Source organism: Mesorhizobium sp. U510, from assembly GCF_059180695.1.
Genome location: NZ_CP180532.1, coordinates 5,586,674 through 5,600,492, shown reverse-complemented (window position 1 = coordinate 5,600,492; position 13,819 = coordinate 5,586,674). Strand labels below are relative to the sequence as shown.

Sequence of the window (13,819 nt, the reverse complement as noted above, 5' to 3'; positions counted from 1 at the left end):
TTCAAATTGCCGCGTTCGAGGATAAGAACGCGAAGGTAAGCGCTTCAGGCAACACGCGTGACGGACACCTCACCCAGCACGAACACCTCCCCACTCAGCAGCCGCAGCTCAACCTCGCCACTCGCAGTGCGGCTCCATACTGCCTTACCATCATCGACCAGTTCGCCGATGGCGGCCAAGACCTGTGTCTTCGCGTCTATGGCAGCACCGTTGGCGATCTCGATGTTCGCACCGGCGGCGGAAGGCCTTGCCATCGTGCGCATCGCCGGTCGTCACGCCCGCGAAGACCAGTAGGCCCGGTCGGCGGCCTTCGCCGACCCGTGGGCCTCGCGGTCGAGCAGCGCGCGCTTGCGCTCGGCGCCCCAGGCGTAGCCGGACAGCGCGCCGTCCTTGCGGATCACGCGGTGGCAGGGAATCGCGACCGCATGGGCGTTGGCGGCGCAGGCGGCGGCGATGGCGCGGGTTGCCTTGGGAGCGCCGATGCGCTCGGCGATCTCTGCATAGGAAACCGTGTTGCCGACCGGTATGTCCTGCAAGGCCTGCCAGACGCGCTGCTGGAAGGCGGTGCCGCGCACGTCGAGCGGCAGGTCGAGGCCGAGCTGTGGGGCCTCGACGAAGCCGACGACGCGGGCGACCAGCGCCTCGTAGTCTTGGTCGCCGCCGATCAGCCGCGCCTTGGGGAAACGGTCCTGCAGGTCGCGCACCAGCGTGTCCGGATCGTCGCCGAGCAGCATCGAGGCGACGCCCTTGCGGCTCGACGCGACCAGTATGGCGCCGAGCGAGGTCTCGCCGACGGCAAAGCGTATGTCCTCATTGGCGCCGCCCGCACGATAGCGCGTCGGCGTCATGCCGAGCATGCCGGTGGATTTCTCGTAGAAGCGCCCGCTCGAATTGAAGCCGGCATCGTAGATCGCCACTGTGACGCTGGCGCCGTCTTCCAGGCCCTGGCGGACCCGGGCGGCACGGTGTGCGGCGGCATAGTCCTTCGGCGTCAGCCCGGTGATTGCCTTGAAGACGCGGTGGAAATAGCCGGCGCTGCGGCCGGCGGCATCAGCCAGCTCGGCGAGCGAGGGCTCTTCCTCGCTCTGTTCGATCCTGCGGCAGGCATCGGCGACCATCGCGGCATTGCCGGCCTCGAGCGAAGGGCCATCCGGGCTGCAGCGCCGGCAGGCGCGAAAGCCGGTCGCCTTCGCCCGAGCCAGCGTGTCGTGCAGTTGCACGTTGACGGGATTGGCGCGCCGCGACGGGCAGGAGGGCCGGCAGTAGACGCCGGTCGTCGCCACCGAATACCAGAATTGTCCGTCCGCCGATTTGTCGCGCGCCACGATGCGCGCCCAGCGCGGGTCGTCGGTGACCGGCAGCGGCGTGGATTTCAGGTCTTTGGCGAGAGTGATGAACATGCCGCATTGGAGCCGCTGGAAGCCGGCCCCGCCACCCGTTTCCTGCCAACAAAGAATATGACAAGATCGACCCGGAGGAGGTGCGATGGAAAACATTCGATCCCTTAAGACCGAAGCCGATTACGATTGGGCGATCGTCGAAATCACAAGATATTTCGATAACGAGCCGGAGGTCGGCTCGCTCGATGGTGACCGCTTCGATGTTCTCGCGACCCTGATCGAGACATATGAGAACAAGCGCTACCTGATTGAGGCATCCGATCCCGATGACGGGTCGCGTCCAGCCGGATTCAAAAACTCGCTGTAAGCCTTTGTTTTCGCGGCATGGACCGGTTCTCCTACGCTGCCCGCTTGGGCTCCACCGCGAACGGGCTGAGCCCGAGCCAGGTCTGCATTTTCTTGCCGATAGCCTGGTCGCCGGTCAGGGAAACCTTCGCGCCGGCCTTCTCGACGGTCAGCAACCCCATCCAGATTGCCGTCATCGTGTGCAGGTCCGTCGCGACGTAAAGGTCGACATCAAAGCCCGGATCGTACCAGCACAAATCGACCTCGCCGTGCTTTTCGACGATCAGCCACCATGAGCGTTTGGACGCCGGCAGATCCTGATACAGAAATTGTATCACCGTGCGTCCTTCAGGGAGCGGCGAGGGGTTAAGATTGCGCCGCATGTCCCACATCAGCAGCGACGGATCGAGGTTCTTGAGCGACAGCCGGGACTCGACCCATTTCTGCCCCCAGAACCCCATGGCTTCGACGACGGGGCGCAAATCGCGGCCGGCCTCGGTCAGCCGGTAGTCGAAGATGCCTTTCTCGCCCGGCACCTCCTTGCGCTCGACGATCCCCGCCAGCTCGAGCTCCTTCAACCGTTGCGACAGAAGGGTCGGCGACATTTTGGGGACACCGCGGCGCAAATCGTTGAAGCGGGTCGAACCCGCCACCAATTCGCGCATCAGCACCATCGTCCAGCGGGTGCACAGCACCTCGGCGGCCATCGATAGCGGGCAGAACTGCTTGTATCCGTGCTGGGTCATGATAGGTGCTCCTCCCTCGAAGCTCGGCCGAACATTAGGCCCTCATGAATGAAGCGGCCAGTACGGAAACTGTACCACCCCAGTACAGATCGCGGACTGGTTGACGACTGCCATGCCATGCGAGCCCTTTGACCGGTTGCACGGGATACCCCTGTGCGCCGCAACCAGGAGACGACCATGACTGCCTACGTTATCGCGGACATCAAGATGAACGACCCGAAATGGGTGCCGGCCTACGCGGCCTCGGTGCACGACATCGTCCACAAGCATGGCGGCAAATATCTGTCGCGCAGCGGGAATGTGAAGACGCTTGAAGGCAAGCCGCTCGAGACCACGCTGATCGCCCTGATGGCGTTCCCGTCGGAAGCGGCGGCGCGCGCCTTCACCAACGATCCGGCCTATGCGCCTTTCGTTTCGGCGCGCCGGGGCGGCAGCGACAGCCGCTTCCAGCTGATCGACGATACCGATCTGGCCGGAACGATCCCGTATCTGCCGAAGGGATGATCCTCCCCGGCATTCCTCTCAGCGATTTCGGGATCTCCAAGCAACAACAGCCACAGCGCTTGCCTGCCGGGCCTCCGTATTTCCGGCGGCCGGCCAGCTGTGCTTTTTCAAGAAGAATGGAATGGACATGATGTCAAATCTTCGCAACAGGCTCGTCATGGCGGGGGCCATGCTGGCAGTCTGCGCCACCTTCGCACAGGCGCATCAGGAAGCGGCCAGCACCGAGACGGATTCGAATCCGCTGGCCGAGAAGGTACGGGCGGCCAGCAGCCGGTTCCTCGACGTCAAGGCGGCGACGGCCGAGGGCTACGCGCCCATTCCCTGCGCCAGCGGCATCAGCGGCGGCGCCATGGGCATCCACTACGTCAACGGCCAGTATCTGAAGGACGACAAGATCGACATCGCCCGTCCCGAGGCCGTGATGTACGAGCCGATGGCCGATGGTACGCTGAAGCTGGTGGCGGTCGAATACATCACCTCGAAGGGGCCGGCGTCACTGGAAGGCCAGCTGTTCAACTTCAACAGCGCCCCCAATCGCTATGGCCTGGGTGAATTCTACGAGCTGCATGTCTGGGCCTGGAAGGGCAACCCGACCGGCACGTTCGCCGACATGAACCCGAAAGTGTCGTGCGAACACACGATGGCGCCGAGCCAGTAGCCGGCAAGGTCAGGCGGCGCCAATGCCGTCTGGCCTTCCGAAAGGCGGTGGGGTTGTTCGCCCGGCCTCAGCCAGGCCCGGTCATTGCGGCGCCGGTTCGGGCAGAGGCAGGCGCATCCCGATGGTGTCGCGGCTCGTCCGCGGCAGAACGAAACGGCCGGTCAGGTACCAGATCACGGACACGACAAGGATCGAAAGGTAGCCGTCCACGGCATAATGCCAACCTGTGTAGACCGAGCCGAACAGGATGAGCGCCGCGAAAGACCAGCCGGCGACGGCCCAGCGGCGGCCGAAACCGCTCAGGAAGAACGCGTTGAGCGTGACGAAGGCGACATGCATGCTTGGCATGGCGGAGATGCCGCCGCCCAGATCGGGGCGGCCGCTTGTGTAGGCTGTGAGCAGATAGCTGGCATACATACGGACCGGCGCGGCGTAGCCGTTCCGCGCCAGGGCGGTCCGCAATCCGGCAAACCGGTCGCCGCCGTAGAACTGGTCGTGAAATATCGGGCCGGCGGAAGACAGCGCCATGGCCAGAACGGTGCCGCACAGGATCGTGGTCAGCGCGAGCGCCCAGAGATAACGCAGACGCGCTGCCGGGCTGTTCCAGAAGGCGACGAACAGCAAGGTGCCGAACCATTGCACGTGCCAGCCATATCCGTAAGCGATGAAGATGACAGCCGAAATGGATTCGGGAACGACGCGATGCGCCCATGTCCAGGGATCGGCGCCATGCAGCCCAACATCGAGCTCCACCAGCATGCGGTCGGCATAGAATGGCACGATGTCGGGGATGGCGATCTTGAAGGCGGTAAAGGCGGTTATGCCGAGAAAGGACAGGAGGATCACCGGTGCGGCGCCAAGCCAGCGCTGCCTGAGCATGTCGAGCATGAACCGTGTCGGGCTATGCCTGGCAAATGTCAGCGCCATGACGCCGAGGCCGGCGGCAAGAAGCGTCGGCAGGAAGAAGACGAATGGCTCCGCGTAGGATTGCGCCAGGTGCATATACCGGCCCGGCTGCAGGCAAAGCGCGGCCAGGGAATAGGCCAGGCACAATGCGGTCAGCAGCCAGCCGCTCCTGGTCGCGGCGATGTCCAGGTCAAAAACGCCAAGCGGGCGGCGTTCGCCGTTCCGCTGCGCGGTGTGCGCACTCATTGAGGAAACCCGCCAACTGCCCAAGCATTAACAGGGGTATTTCGTCGATGAAGTATTACTATTCGATTACACTTTGGGGTGGATAAAAAATACAAATATTGAATGCTTATATTTCTTCCCTTTCCGTCAAGGATTCGTTGACGAAGATGTCATCGTTGAATGCAGAAGTAGTGTCTGCGCCGGAGCGGTTTCCAAACCCGAAAGGTTGCCGGGCTTCGGCCGCAGTCGAAGCGGGCCATCGCCTGGTCGGCGATGGCCCTGCGGATCAGGCGGCCCTGATCAGGCCGAGCTGGGTCAGCGCCGCGACGCCGTCGTCGAGGCCGATCTCCTCAACGATCCTGCCGTCGATCACCTTCAGCACCGTGGTGCCGGTGAAGCGCATGGCGTGGCCGGTGGCGGCGGGCAGCGAACCGGCGAGGAAATCGCCGAAAGCCGGGCCGGTATGCGTGCCGCCGCCCTCCCACTGGCCGACGACAAAATCGCCCTCGGCGATGAGATCGGCGGTGGCCCAGAAGTTGAGATCCGGGAAGGCGGCGCGGAAATCGGTCATGAAGGCCTTGATGTCGTCGCGGCCCCGGCGTGGCTCATGCAGCGAATATTTGAGCAGCATGTCGGGCGCGGCGATGTCGTCGACGACGGACAGATCGCAGGTTTCACCCCAGAAGTCGGTGAACCATCTGACGACGACGGCCTTGTTGTCTTCCTGTTTGGTCATTGGGAGCGTCCTTTCGTGTTTTGCTGGGTCATCCGCGTACCAGTGTCGCTGATGACCTGAGCCATCCCTAGGACCATCGGGGGAGCGCAAAACTCCGGTTCTTGCCGGCCAATCGAAAGACGAGGCGCCACGAAATATTGCAGGCGGGAAGGCATGCCTGCCGGGTCCCGGTAACTGTTTCTTCTCTGGTTTTGTCGCAGATTGCCCGCGGGTGGAGCAGGCGAAAACAGACGATGGCGCGTCAGGGCAAGAAAAGTCGCAATGGAGCGTTCTGGGCCAAGGCCCTGGAGCGGGCCCATCTTGGCGTCTGGGATTGGGATCTTCGCACCGGCGACTGCTTCTATTCGCCGACCTGGGCGCGAATGCTGGGCTACGAGGAAGATGAACTCGCCAACACCAGCGATCTGTGGCTGCAGCTCACCCATCCCGACGACCGCGAGCGGGCGCTGGCCAGCGGCGACCGCCACATTGCCGGGCTGACCGATGCCATCGAGACCGAACTTCGGCTGAAGCACAAGCAGGGCCACTGGGTGTGGGTGCTCGACCGCGGCGGCATCGTCGAACGCGGCGCCGATGGGCGGCCGCTGCGGCTGATGGGCGTGCAGACCGATATTTCGAAGCAGAAGGCGGCCGAGGCCGCGCTCGAACAGGTCACCATGCGCTTCCGCCTGGCACTCGCCGCCAGCGGCACCGGAATCTGGCACCACGACATCGCCACCCACAAGAGCTATTGGGATGCTCGCACCAGGGACATATTCGGGCTCGTTGCCGACACCGACGAGGTGACGGCCGACCTTTGGCACAGCTTTCTGCACCCGGACGACAAGGAAGCCACCGAGCAGGCGCATTTGCCGCCTCCGGGCTCGGACGCGGTCACCGCCTGGCAATACCGCATCATCAAGCGTGACGGTGAGATCCGCCATGTCGAATCGCTGGTGCGCTTCGTCGCAGCCGCGGGTGCCGCCGGCCAGGTCCTCGGCACGGTGCGCGACATCACCGAGGACAAGCTGCGCGAACAGGAGCTTGCGTTCGCCGCCCGCCACGATGCGCTGACCGGCCTGTGGAACCGCGCCGCCTTCGACAGGCTGCTGGCCGACCACATCGCCGCGGGCGTGCCGCTGGCGGTGTTCTACGTCGATCTCGACTACTTCAAGGCGCTCAACGACTTCGCCGGCCACGCCGCAGGCGATCTGGCGCTGAAGAGCGTGTCGGCGGGGATTAGCCGCTGCCTGCCGCCATCGGCGCATGCGGCGCGGCTCGGCGGCGACGAGTTCGCCCTGCTGGTGCCCCATTGCGATCCCGCGCAGGCCGAGCGGCTGGCCGGAGCCATACTGGCGGCCGTGCGCGGCGCCGATCTCGGCCTTGCCGCGACCGCGCGGCGGCTCGCGGCGAGCATCGGCATCGCCATTGTCGACGACCGGGCGACCACGGTCGCCGATGCGCTGGCCTGCGCCGACGATGCCTGCTACGCGGCCAAGGCCGCCGGGCGCGATCGCTTCGCGGTGTTTTCGGCCGAGGCCGCCACCGGCGGCCTCAACGCGGCGCGGCTCGCCGCCGACACGGTCGACGCCATGGAGGACGGCCGGCTGAAACTGTTCGGCCAGGAGATCCACCGGCTGGGCCGGCCTTGGCAGGAGACCCGCCATGTCGAGGTGCTGGCGCGGCTCGCCGGACGCGGCGGCAAACTCATCCCGCCCAGCGAATTTATCCCGGCGGCGGAGCGCTTCGGCATCGCCGCCAGGCTCGATCGCTGGATCATCCGCACCGCGCTGTCGCGGCATGGCGCGGCGATGAAGTCCGGCGCGATCACGCTCGGCTTCAACCTGTCGGCGCAGACACTGAGCGATCCCGGACTGTGGGATTTCGTCGACAGCATCATCGAGGAGACCGGGGCGCCGCATTCCGGCATCGGCTTCGAGATCACCGAAACCGCCGCCGTCACCAATTTCGACGCCGCCGAGACGTTCGTGCGCAAGGCGCGCGAGCGGCGCTGCAAGGTCAGCCTCGACGATTTCGGCGCCGGCATGAGCTCGTTCGAATATCTCAGGCGCTTTCCGGTCGATGCCATCAAGATCGACGGTTCCTTCATCGAGCACATCGCCGAGAGCCGCTTCGACCGCGAGATCGTCTCGGCCATATCAGGCATTGCCCGCAGCGTCGGCTGCGCCGTCGTGGCCGAGAAGATCGAGCAAGCCGAGACGCTCGACATCCTGCAGGCGATGGGCGTCGATTTCGGCCAGGGTTTCCTGCTGCACCGGCCCGAGCCGCTGGAGCAGATCGTCGCGCGCGCCACCGGGACGGCAAGCGCGGCGCCGGCCCGCAAGGCGTCCTAGTCAGATTTGCCGCACCATCGCTTGCGGAAATTCCAGCACGCCGGTCTCGGGCCGCCTATGCTGGGCTTCCGCCACCGTCTCGATCAGGAGGTCGAGGGCCTCGCATGCCGAGCGGCTCGTCTCATCATTGCCGCGCAGATAATGATAAGCGCGTTCGAGATGGATGCGGGCGGCTGAAAAATCGCTGGTCAATGGTTCCCTCCATGATCCCGCCCTAATTTATCTTGGCCGCTCCGGCGGAATGTGGGGTAAATATCCACAGGCGGGTTTTATTCAAATGCCGAGGAATCATGGCCGCGCTGTCAGGAGAGACAGCGCGCAACGCTTTGCCCTGCCTTGTCGTGCGTCTAGACTGCGGCCTCCCTTGTCCGAGGTGACATTGATGATCGTCCAGGCCTGCATCAACGGCGCGCGTCCGCGCGACTTTCACCCGAAGCTGCCGCTGACGGCGCAGGCCATGGCCAGCGATGCCGCTGCCTGCGTCGCGGCCGGTGCCGCCGAGCTGCACATCCATCCGCGCGGCGCCGATGGGCGTGAAAGCCTGGCCGCTGTCGATGCGACGGTGCTGGCCGTGCGCCGGGCCTGCCCGGGCACGCTGGTCGGCGTGTCGACCGGCGCCTGGATCGAGAACGATGTCGCGCGCACCCGCGCGGCGGTCGCCGGCTGGCGCGAGTTGCCCGACTACGCCTCGGTCAATCTCTCCGAGGCCGACGCACCCGCCGTGATGGATCTGCTGCGCCAGCGGGGCGTCGGCATCGAGGCCGGGCTCGCCACGATGGAAGACGCCGAGCGGTTCGTGGCGCTCACCGACCACGATCGGGTGCTGCGCATCCTGATCGAGATCGACATGCCGGACCTCGCCGCAGCACTCGCCGAGGCAAGCGGCATCGCCGCCGTGCTCGAACGCGCCGAAATGCGGCGGCCGATCCTGCTGCATGGCGTCGACGCCACCGTCTGGCCGTTCGTCGAACTGGCGCGCCAAAAGCGCTGGTCGACGAGGGTCGGGCTGGAAGACGGCAAGACGCTGGCCGATGGAACCGTGGCCAAGGACAATGCGGAAATCGTCGCGGCTGCGGTGGCGGTTTTCCGCTCGGCGTCCGCCGGCTGAACCGCGGTCTGCCTCAGCTCTGCCGGTGGACCGGTGCTGTCCACGCGCGCAAAATGTGCTTCTGGATCTTGCCGGATGCGGTGCGCGGCAGCGTATCGGTGAGCAGGAACTCTTTCGGCACCTTGAAGCGGGCGATGCGGGCGCCGCAATGGTTGGCCAGATCGGCCGGGTCGACCACGCATCCGGGTTTCACCACCACGAAGGCGCGCCCGACTTCGCCCCAGCGCGCGTCGGCGATGCCGATCACGGCGGCTTCGGCGATGCCGGGATGGTCGAGCAAGACGGTTTCGATTTCGACGGGATAGACGTTCTCGCCGCCCGAAATGAACATGTCCTTGCCGCGGTCGACGAGGGTGACGAAACCTTCCTCGTCACGCCGCGCGATGTCGCCGGTGCGGAACCAGCCATCGGCGGTGAAGGCGCGCTCCGTCTCTTCGGGGCGGTTCCAGTAGCCGGGCGTGATCGAGGGGCCGGACAGCCATATCTCGCCGGGCTCGCCGGCCGCAACGTCGCGGCCATCGTCGTCGACGAGGCGCAGTCCGATCGTCGGCGCCGGCAGGCCGGCCGAGCCTGCCTTGCCGGCGATGCGGTCGGCCTCGACCGGCATGCCAAGCACCGTGCCTGCCTCGGTCATGCCGAAGCCGTCGGCCATGCGCACACCCTGGGCCAGCCACCAGCGGATGTCCGTGGCCGGATTTGGCGCGCCGCCGGTGAAGATGGCGGTGAGCGAGGTCCAGCGCGCCGGCGTGAAGTCGGGGTGTTCACGCAGCATCCTGGCCATCTGCGGCACGCAGAAATAATGGGTGACGCCAAGGGTGGGATCGGCGAGGCGGCGATTGGTGGCGCCGGCATCGAAGCCGGGCGAGATCAGCACGGTGCCACCCTGAAGCAGCGTCGGACGCAGGCTGGTGAGGAGGCCGATGACATGGAACATCGGCGCGTCGCAGAGGAAGATGCTGGCATTGCCGACGCGGCCCAGCACGCCGAAATTGACAGCCGTGGCAAAGGCATTGCGCTCGGTGACGATGACGCCCTTTGGCCGGCCCGACGTGCCCGATGTGTAGAGGATGATCGAGGGCGCATCGTCGGCGGGCAAGGGACGGCGCGGCGCCGGCGTCTCCGCCTCGACCGCCACCGCGAAGGCGGCGACATCGACAGGGATGCAGCGCCCGGGCAATGCCGCCTGCGGGACGGCGTCATGCAACAGCAGCGCCGGATCGCAATCGGCAAGGATCGCCTGCTGTTCGGCACTTGCAAGGCGCCAGTTGACCGGCACGAAGATGGCGCCGAGCCGCATTGAGGCCTGCTGCAGGATCAGGAGGTCGGCGCTGTTGCGGGCCAGCGTGGCGATCCGTTGCCCGGGCTTGACGCCGTAGCCGGTTTCGAGAACGCGCACAGTGCGCTGGATGGCCTCGTCAAGCGCGGCATAGGTCCAGCGCCGGCCGGAGGCCAGGTCGACGCAGCCAACACGGCTTGGCTGCGCGCCGGCATGCAGGGCCACCGGGTCTGAAGTCGTCAAGGCCGGCATGCGCATCTCCTCCCAGATTGCGTCGATGGCTCGCGTCGTTGGCTTGTCGCGTCATCTGGCCTTGTCGTAAGTGCTGAGGCCCGGCTTGTAGCTCTTCTCGTCGATGAACTGGCGGATGCCTTCCTTGCGGCCCTCATTGTCGTGCGAATTGGCCGCCTCCTGGGCGCGGACCAGATAGTCCTCGGCATTGTCATAGGTCATTTCGCCGACGCGGCGGATGGCGTCCTTGGTGGCCTTCAGCGCGATCGGGTTCTTCTTCAGAAGGATGTTGGCGACCTCGGTGACCCGCGCCTTCAACCGCGCCAGCGGCAGGCTTTCATTGACCAGCTTCCAGGCGGCGGCCTTCCTGCCATCGATGAGTTCGCCGGTCAGCGCGTGGTACATGGCATCGCGCATCGACAGCAGGTCGACCACCACCTTGGTGGCGCCGCCGCCGGGCAGGATGCCCCAGTTGATCTCGGACAGAGCGAACTGCGCCTCGTCGGCGGCAAAGGCGAGGTCGCAGGCGAAGAGCGGGCCATAGCCGCCGCCAAAACACCAGCCATTGACCATGGCGATGGTCGGCTTGCCGTACCAGCGCAGGCGCCGCCACCAGCCATAGGCTTCGGATTGCGCCTTGCGGATGGCGCCGAGCCCCTTGGCTTCGGTCTCGCGGAAATACTCCTTGAGGTCCATGCCCGCCGACCAGGCGCTGCCTTCGCCCGACAGCACGAGCACACCGACATCGGCGCGATACTCGAGTTCGTCGAGAACCTCCATCATGCGTCGGTTGAGCGCCGGGTTCATGCAATTGCGCTTGTCCGGTCGGTTGAAGCGCACCCAGGCGATGCCGTTCTCGACGTCGAAGGCCACGGTTTCGTCGGTCATGGTCGGTCTCCTCCCGCTCCATCACAGTCATGGGCAATTGCTATAGTCATGGAAATTGCTATGGAGCATAGCGATCTCAATTGCTATGTCGCATAGTCTTTTTCGCTTGACAAGAGCCGGCGTCGCGGCGATCGGTTGGCATGGACGAAACCCAGCCTCACACCGGGCCAGAAATGATGCCCGACGACGCGCTCGATGCGCAGGTCGGCTACAATCTCAAGCGTGCCTCGGCTTTCGCGCTCAATGATTTCGCGGTCGAACTGACCGAAGCGGGCCTGCGCCCGGTCACCTATGGCATGCTGGCGCTGATCGACGAGCGGCCTGGCATCCGCGCCGCGGAACTGTGCCGTCTTCTCGGCATGAAGAGTGCCAACACGGCGCCGCTGCTTGCCGAACTGGAAGAGCGCGGGCTGGTCGAGCGCGACGACCATGCCGAGGACAGGCGCGTGCGGATGCTGACCCTGACGCCGGCGGCCAGACAGGCCATGCCTGGCTGGCGGCGACAGGTTCGCCGGCACGAGGACAGGTTCCTGCAAAGGCTGACGAAGAAGGAGCGGGCGACGCTGCTGCGCCTGCTGCGCCTGATCTGGACGGAGGAAGGGTGAGGGCTAGTTGGCTTCCTCGTCCGGCGCGGAAAGCCGCAGCATCAGGGCGAGCAGTGCGATCACCGGCGGAACGATAAAACACCATACATTGGCGTAGGCATAGCCGAGGGCGGCGGCCGCGCAGCCGGCGGCGAAGACGGCGACCGCCGCCGCCATGCGCCGCAGGCGGGCAATGAGCGCCGGGCGAGCCTCCGGGGCCGTGCCGCCGACGAGGTCGGCGAGATCGATCATGATCTGGGTGGTGGTGCCGGTCATCAGCGTCGAGGGCGGGGCGGCCGCCAGGTGGACCCGGTGCACCGCGTTCTGGATCGCCATGGCGGCGACCAGCACCATGCCGGTTACGATGGCGGCCGCGCTGTCGCCGCTGGCAAAGGGGCCAAAGCGGATCGCCAACGCGGCGCCGATGACAAGCAGCGCCAGTTTGGTTCCTAACAGGACCCCGAGCGCCTGATGTCCGCGCCGGCGCAAATGCTCGCCGGCCAGCCGGGTCAGGATGACGACGATGCAGAACACCGGCAGCGCCAGCAGCTTTGCCAGAACGCCCGAAATGCCGAGCACAAGGGAAGCGCCGAGGGTGACGAAATTCCCCGTCACATGCGCGGTGAACAGGCCCTGCAGCGCCAGGAAGCCGGCCGTGTCGACATAGCCGCCATTGAGGCTCAGCAGCAGCGGCAGTGTGGGCTTCATGGCGCCGTCGCCGGAACCAGGAAGCGGTCGGGCGCCAGCGCCGCGGCGGTGACGCCGAGTGCCGTGACATCCTCCGGCAGGGGCTCGCCGCGCATCAGCGCCGCGCTCAGCCTGGCCAGGGTCAGCGACACCTGGAAACCATAGCCGCCCTGGCCGCCGAGCCAGAAGAAGCCGGGCAGGCGCGGGTCGAAGCCGGCGACCGGCGTGCGGTCCGGCGCGAAGGTGCGCAGGCCCGCCCATGGCGTCGACGGACGGCCGATGCGCATCGTCGTCGCCTGCTCGATGCGGTCGACGGCGATCGCGACATCGATATCTTCCGGCCAGGCGTCGCAAGGCTCGGAATCGGTCTCGTCGGCGAGCGAGCCGATCAGCCTGCCGGCGTCGGGCTTGAAGTAGAACTGTTCGTGCAAGTCGACCACCAGCGGCCAACTGGCGATGTCGGTGCCGGCGGGCGGATCGAACAGGAAGGCGGTGCGTCGCTTGGGCTGGAAGCCGAGGCCGGAAAGCCCCGCCAGGCCAGCGACGACATCGACCCAGGCGCCGGCGGCGTTGACGACGATGTCGGCTGGATAGACACCGGCGCTCGTTTCCACGCGGAGGCCGCCGCCGTCTTGCGAGATGGCGCGCACCTCCTCGCCGGTACGGATTGTGCCGCCGCCGGCCTTCAGCGCCGAGGCGCAGGCCGCCAGCATCTTGCCGGTGTCGATATCCACGGCGTCCGGCTCATAGGCGCCGCCGCAAGTGGCTTCGGCGGCAATGGCGGGAACCAGCGCGTGGAGTTCGGCCGACGACAGGCGGCGCACGCTGGGCACCAGTGCCTGCAATTCATCGGCCAGCTTGTCGATCGCGGCGCCGTCGCCAGCCCAGCCGACATGCAGCGCGCCGCGCCGATGGGCGATGAAGCCGCCTTCGACGATTGCCTGCCGGCTGGCCAGCGTCAGCGCCCGCACCAGCCGGTTGCCGTAGGTCTCGGTGAACAAAGCGGCGGAGCGGCCGCTGGCGTGATAGCCAAGATGCGGCTCGCGCTCGAGGACGGTGACTTCAGCCCAATCCCGCAAGGCCGCCGCAAGCGACAGGCCGGCAATGCCACCACCGATGACGACGATTTTTTGGGGAGGATTCGACTGCATCCAGCAGTCGTAAAAATGATTTCGTATCCAGTCAAACGGCGCGACCTTCCCTCGGTCGTTTGCGCAGCCATTTCTTCCCGTTCCAAGGGGAGAAATGGCCG

16 protein-coding genes are annotated in these 13,819 nt (G+C 66.0%); 6 read left to right on the top strand and 10 right to left on the bottom strand.

Annotated elements, in window-relative coordinates; translation table 11 throughout:
- Positions 1 to 44: 44 nt before the first annotated feature.
- Both ACLGL5_RS28950 and ada read right to left on the bottom strand, forming a co-directional pair.
- Complete coding sequence (locus ACLGL5_RS28950) at positions 45 to 263, bottom strand: hypothetical protein (protein ID WP_069092595.1); 219 nt, start codon at positions 261 to 263, stop codon at positions 45 to 47.
- Positions 264 to 272: 9 nt separating this feature from the next.
- Positions 273 to 1,400, bottom strand: coding sequence for a bifunctional DNA-binding transcriptional regulator/O6-methylguanine-DNA methyltransferase Ada (gene ada, locus ACLGL5_RS28945; RefSeq protein ID WP_069092594.1), 1,128 nt, complete (start codon positions 1,398 to 1,400; stop codon positions 273 to 275).
- A gap of 85 nt (positions 1,401 to 1,485) precedes the next feature.
- On the opposite strand from ada, the gene ACLGL5_RS28940 reads away from it, so the two are divergent.
- Positions 1,486 to 1,707, top strand: a complete 222-nt coding sequence (locus ACLGL5_RS28940) for a transcriptional regulator (RefSeq protein ID WP_494372816.1) — start codon at positions 1,486 to 1,488, stop codon at positions 1,705 to 1,707.
- Positions 1,708 to 1,738: 31 nt separating this feature from the next.
- Here ACLGL5_RS28940 and ACLGL5_RS28935 read toward each other — a convergent pair whose 3' ends face one another.
- On the bottom strand, positions 1,739 to 2,431 hold the full coding sequence (locus ACLGL5_RS28935) for a winged helix-turn-helix transcriptional regulator (protein ID WP_019859358.1): 693 nt from the start codon (positions 2,429 to 2,431) through the stop codon (positions 1,739 to 1,741).
- Positions 2,432 to 2,608: 177 nt separating this feature from the next.
- On the opposite strand from ACLGL5_RS28935, the gene ACLGL5_RS28930 reads away from it, so the two are divergent.
- Together ACLGL5_RS28930 and ACLGL5_RS28925 are read left to right on the top strand one after the other, a co-directional pair.
- On the top strand, positions 2,609 to 2,935 hold the full coding sequence (locus ACLGL5_RS28930; protein ID WP_027047064.1) for a DUF1330 domain-containing protein: 327 nt from the start codon (positions 2,609 to 2,611) through the stop codon (positions 2,933 to 2,935).
- 121 nt (positions 2,936 to 3,056) lie between these two features.
- Positions 3,057 to 3,593 carry a hypothetical protein gene (locus ACLGL5_RS28925; RefSeq protein ID WP_171903303.1) on the top strand — a complete coding sequence of 179 codons (537 nt, stop codon included), beginning with the start codon at positions 3,057 to 3,059 and terminating at the stop codon, positions 3,591 to 3,593.
- Positions 3,594 to 3,674: 81 nt separating this feature from the next.
- Here the strand turns inward: ACLGL5_RS28925 and ACLGL5_RS28920 are convergent, their stop codons facing one another.
- Both ACLGL5_RS28920 and ACLGL5_RS28915 read right to left on the bottom strand, forming a co-directional pair.
- Positions 3,675 to 4,745, bottom strand: coding sequence for a phosphatase PAP2 family protein (locus tag ACLGL5_RS28920; RefSeq protein WP_069092593.1), 1,071 nt, complete (start codon positions 4,743 to 4,745; stop codon positions 3,675 to 3,677).
- Positions 4,746 to 5,010: 265 nt separating this feature from the next.
- A complete protein-coding gene (locus ACLGL5_RS28915) occupies positions 5,011 to 5,460 on the bottom strand; it encodes an ester cyclase (protein WP_069092592.1) in 450 nt (149 codons plus the stop codon).
- 233 nt (positions 5,461 to 5,693) lie between these two features.
- Here ACLGL5_RS28915 and ACLGL5_RS28910 point away from each other — a divergent pair, with 233 nt between their 5' ends.
- Positions 5,694 to 7,793, top strand: a complete 2,100-nt coding sequence (locus ACLGL5_RS28910) for an EAL domain-containing protein (RefSeq protein WP_069092591.1) — start codon at positions 5,694 to 5,696, stop codon at positions 7,791 to 7,793.
- Here the strand turns inward: ACLGL5_RS28910 and ACLGL5_RS28905 are convergent, their stop codons facing one another.
- Positions 7,794 to 7,985, bottom strand: a complete 192-nt coding sequence (locus tag ACLGL5_RS28905) for a hypothetical protein (protein WP_019859353.1) — start codon at positions 7,983 to 7,985, stop codon at positions 7,794 to 7,796.
- 190 nt (positions 7,986 to 8,175) lie between these two features.
- Here ACLGL5_RS28905 and ACLGL5_RS28900 point away from each other — a divergent pair, with 190 nt between their 5' ends.
- Entirely contained in the window at positions 8,176 to 8,901 is a 726-nt protein-coding gene (locus tag ACLGL5_RS28900; protein ID WP_019859352.1) for a 3-keto-5-aminohexanoate cleavage protein, read from the top strand.
- 13 nt (positions 8,902 to 8,914) lie between these two features.
- Here the strand turns inward: ACLGL5_RS28900 and ACLGL5_RS28895 are convergent, their stop codons facing one another.
- Together ACLGL5_RS28895 and ACLGL5_RS28890 are read right to left on the bottom strand one after the other, a co-directional pair.
- Positions 8,915 to 10,435 carry an AMP-binding protein gene (locus ACLGL5_RS28895; RefSeq protein ID WP_083246807.1) on the bottom strand — a complete coding sequence of 507 codons (1,521 nt, stop codon included), beginning with the start codon at positions 10,433 to 10,435 and terminating at the stop codon, positions 8,915 to 8,917.
- Positions 10,436 to 10,480: 45 nt separating this feature from the next.
- Complete coding sequence (locus tag ACLGL5_RS28890; RefSeq protein WP_069092590.1) at positions 10,481 to 11,296, bottom strand: p-hydroxycinnamoyl CoA hydratase/lyase; 816 nt, start codon at positions 11,294 to 11,296, stop codon at positions 10,481 to 10,483.
- A 140-nt stretch (positions 11,297 to 11,436) separates the two neighbouring features.
- On the opposite strand from ACLGL5_RS28890, the gene ACLGL5_RS28885 reads away from it, so the two are divergent.
- Positions 11,437 to 11,901, top strand: coding sequence for a MarR family winged helix-turn-helix transcriptional regulator (locus ACLGL5_RS28885; RefSeq protein ID WP_069092589.1), 465 nt, complete (start codon positions 11,437 to 11,439; stop codon positions 11,899 to 11,901).
- Between the two features lie 3 nt (positions 11,902 to 11,904).
- On the opposite strand, the gene ACLGL5_RS28880 is transcribed toward ACLGL5_RS28885, so the two are convergent.
- Both ACLGL5_RS28880 and ACLGL5_RS28875 read right to left on the bottom strand, forming a co-directional pair.
- On the bottom strand, positions 11,905 to 12,588 hold the full coding sequence (locus ACLGL5_RS28880; protein WP_069092588.1) for a YoaK family protein: 684 nt from the start codon (positions 12,586 to 12,588) through the stop codon (positions 11,905 to 11,907).
- The gene (locus ACLGL5_RS28875; RefSeq protein WP_069092587.1) at positions 12,585 to 13,718 is read right to left on the bottom strand and encodes an NAD(P)/FAD-dependent oxidoreductase; all 1,134 of its coding nucleotides are present in this window, start codon (positions 13,716 to 13,718) and stop codon (positions 12,585 to 12,587) included. The genes ACLGL5_RS28880 and ACLGL5_RS28875 overlap by 4 nt, the downstream gene beginning before the upstream one ends.
- Positions 13,719 to 13,819: the final 101 nt, after the last annotated feature.

Coding starts and splice junctions, on each gene's coding strand:
- ACLGL5_RS28925 (WP_171903303.1), top strand. CDS start 3,057: ATGGACATGATGTCAAATCTTCGCAACAGGCTCGTCATGGCGGGGGCC.
- ACLGL5_RS28885 (WP_069092589.1), top strand. CDS start 11,437: ATGGACGAAACCCAGCCTCACACCGGGCCAGAAATGATGCCCGACGAC.
- ACLGL5_RS28895 (WP_083246807.1), bottom strand. CDS start 10,435: ATGCGCATGCCGGCCTTGACGACTTCAGACCCGGTGGCCCTGCATGCC.
- ACLGL5_RS28940 (WP_494372816.1), top strand. CDS start 1,486: ATGGAAAACATTCGATCCCTTAAGACCGAAGCCGATTACGATTGGGCG.
- ada (WP_069092594.1), bottom strand. CDS start 1,400: ATGTTCATCACTCTCGCCAAAGACCTGAAATCCACGCCGCTGCCGGTC.
- ACLGL5_RS28935 (WP_019859358.1), bottom strand. CDS start 2,431: ATGACCCAGCACGGATACAAGCAGTTCTGCCCGCTATCGATGGCCGCC.
- ACLGL5_RS28930 (WP_027047064.1), top strand. CDS start 2,609: ATGACTGCCTACGTTATCGCGGACATCAAGATGAACGACCCGAAATGG.
- ACLGL5_RS28910 (WP_069092591.1), top strand. CDS start 5,694: ATGGCGCGTCAGGGCAAGAAAAGTCGCAATGGAGCGTTCTGGGCCAAG.
- ACLGL5_RS28900 (WP_019859352.1), top strand. CDS start 8,176: ATGATCGTCCAGGCCTGCATCAACGGCGCGCGTCCGCGCGACTTTCAC.
- ACLGL5_RS28875 (WP_069092587.1), bottom strand. CDS start 13,718: ATGCAGTCGAATCCTCCCCAAAAAATCGTCGTCATCGGTGGTGGCATT.
- ACLGL5_RS28890 (WP_069092590.1), bottom strand. CDS start 11,296: ATGACCGACGAAACCGTGGCCTTCGACGTCGAGAACGGCATCGCCTGG.
- ACLGL5_RS28920 (WP_069092593.1), bottom strand. CDS start 4,745: ATGAGTGCGCACACCGCGCAGCGGAACGGCGAACGCCGCCCGCTTGGC.
- ACLGL5_RS28915 (WP_069092592.1), bottom strand. CDS start 5,460: ATGACCAAACAGGAAGACAACAAGGCCGTCGTCGTCAGATGGTTCACC.
- ACLGL5_RS28880 (WP_069092588.1), bottom strand. CDS start 12,588: ATGAAGCCCACACTGCCGCTGCTGCTGAGCCTCAATGGCGGCTATGTC.
- ACLGL5_RS28950 (WP_069092595.1), bottom strand. CDS start 263: ATGCGCACGATGGCAAGGCCTTCCGCCGCCGGTGCGAACATCGAGATC.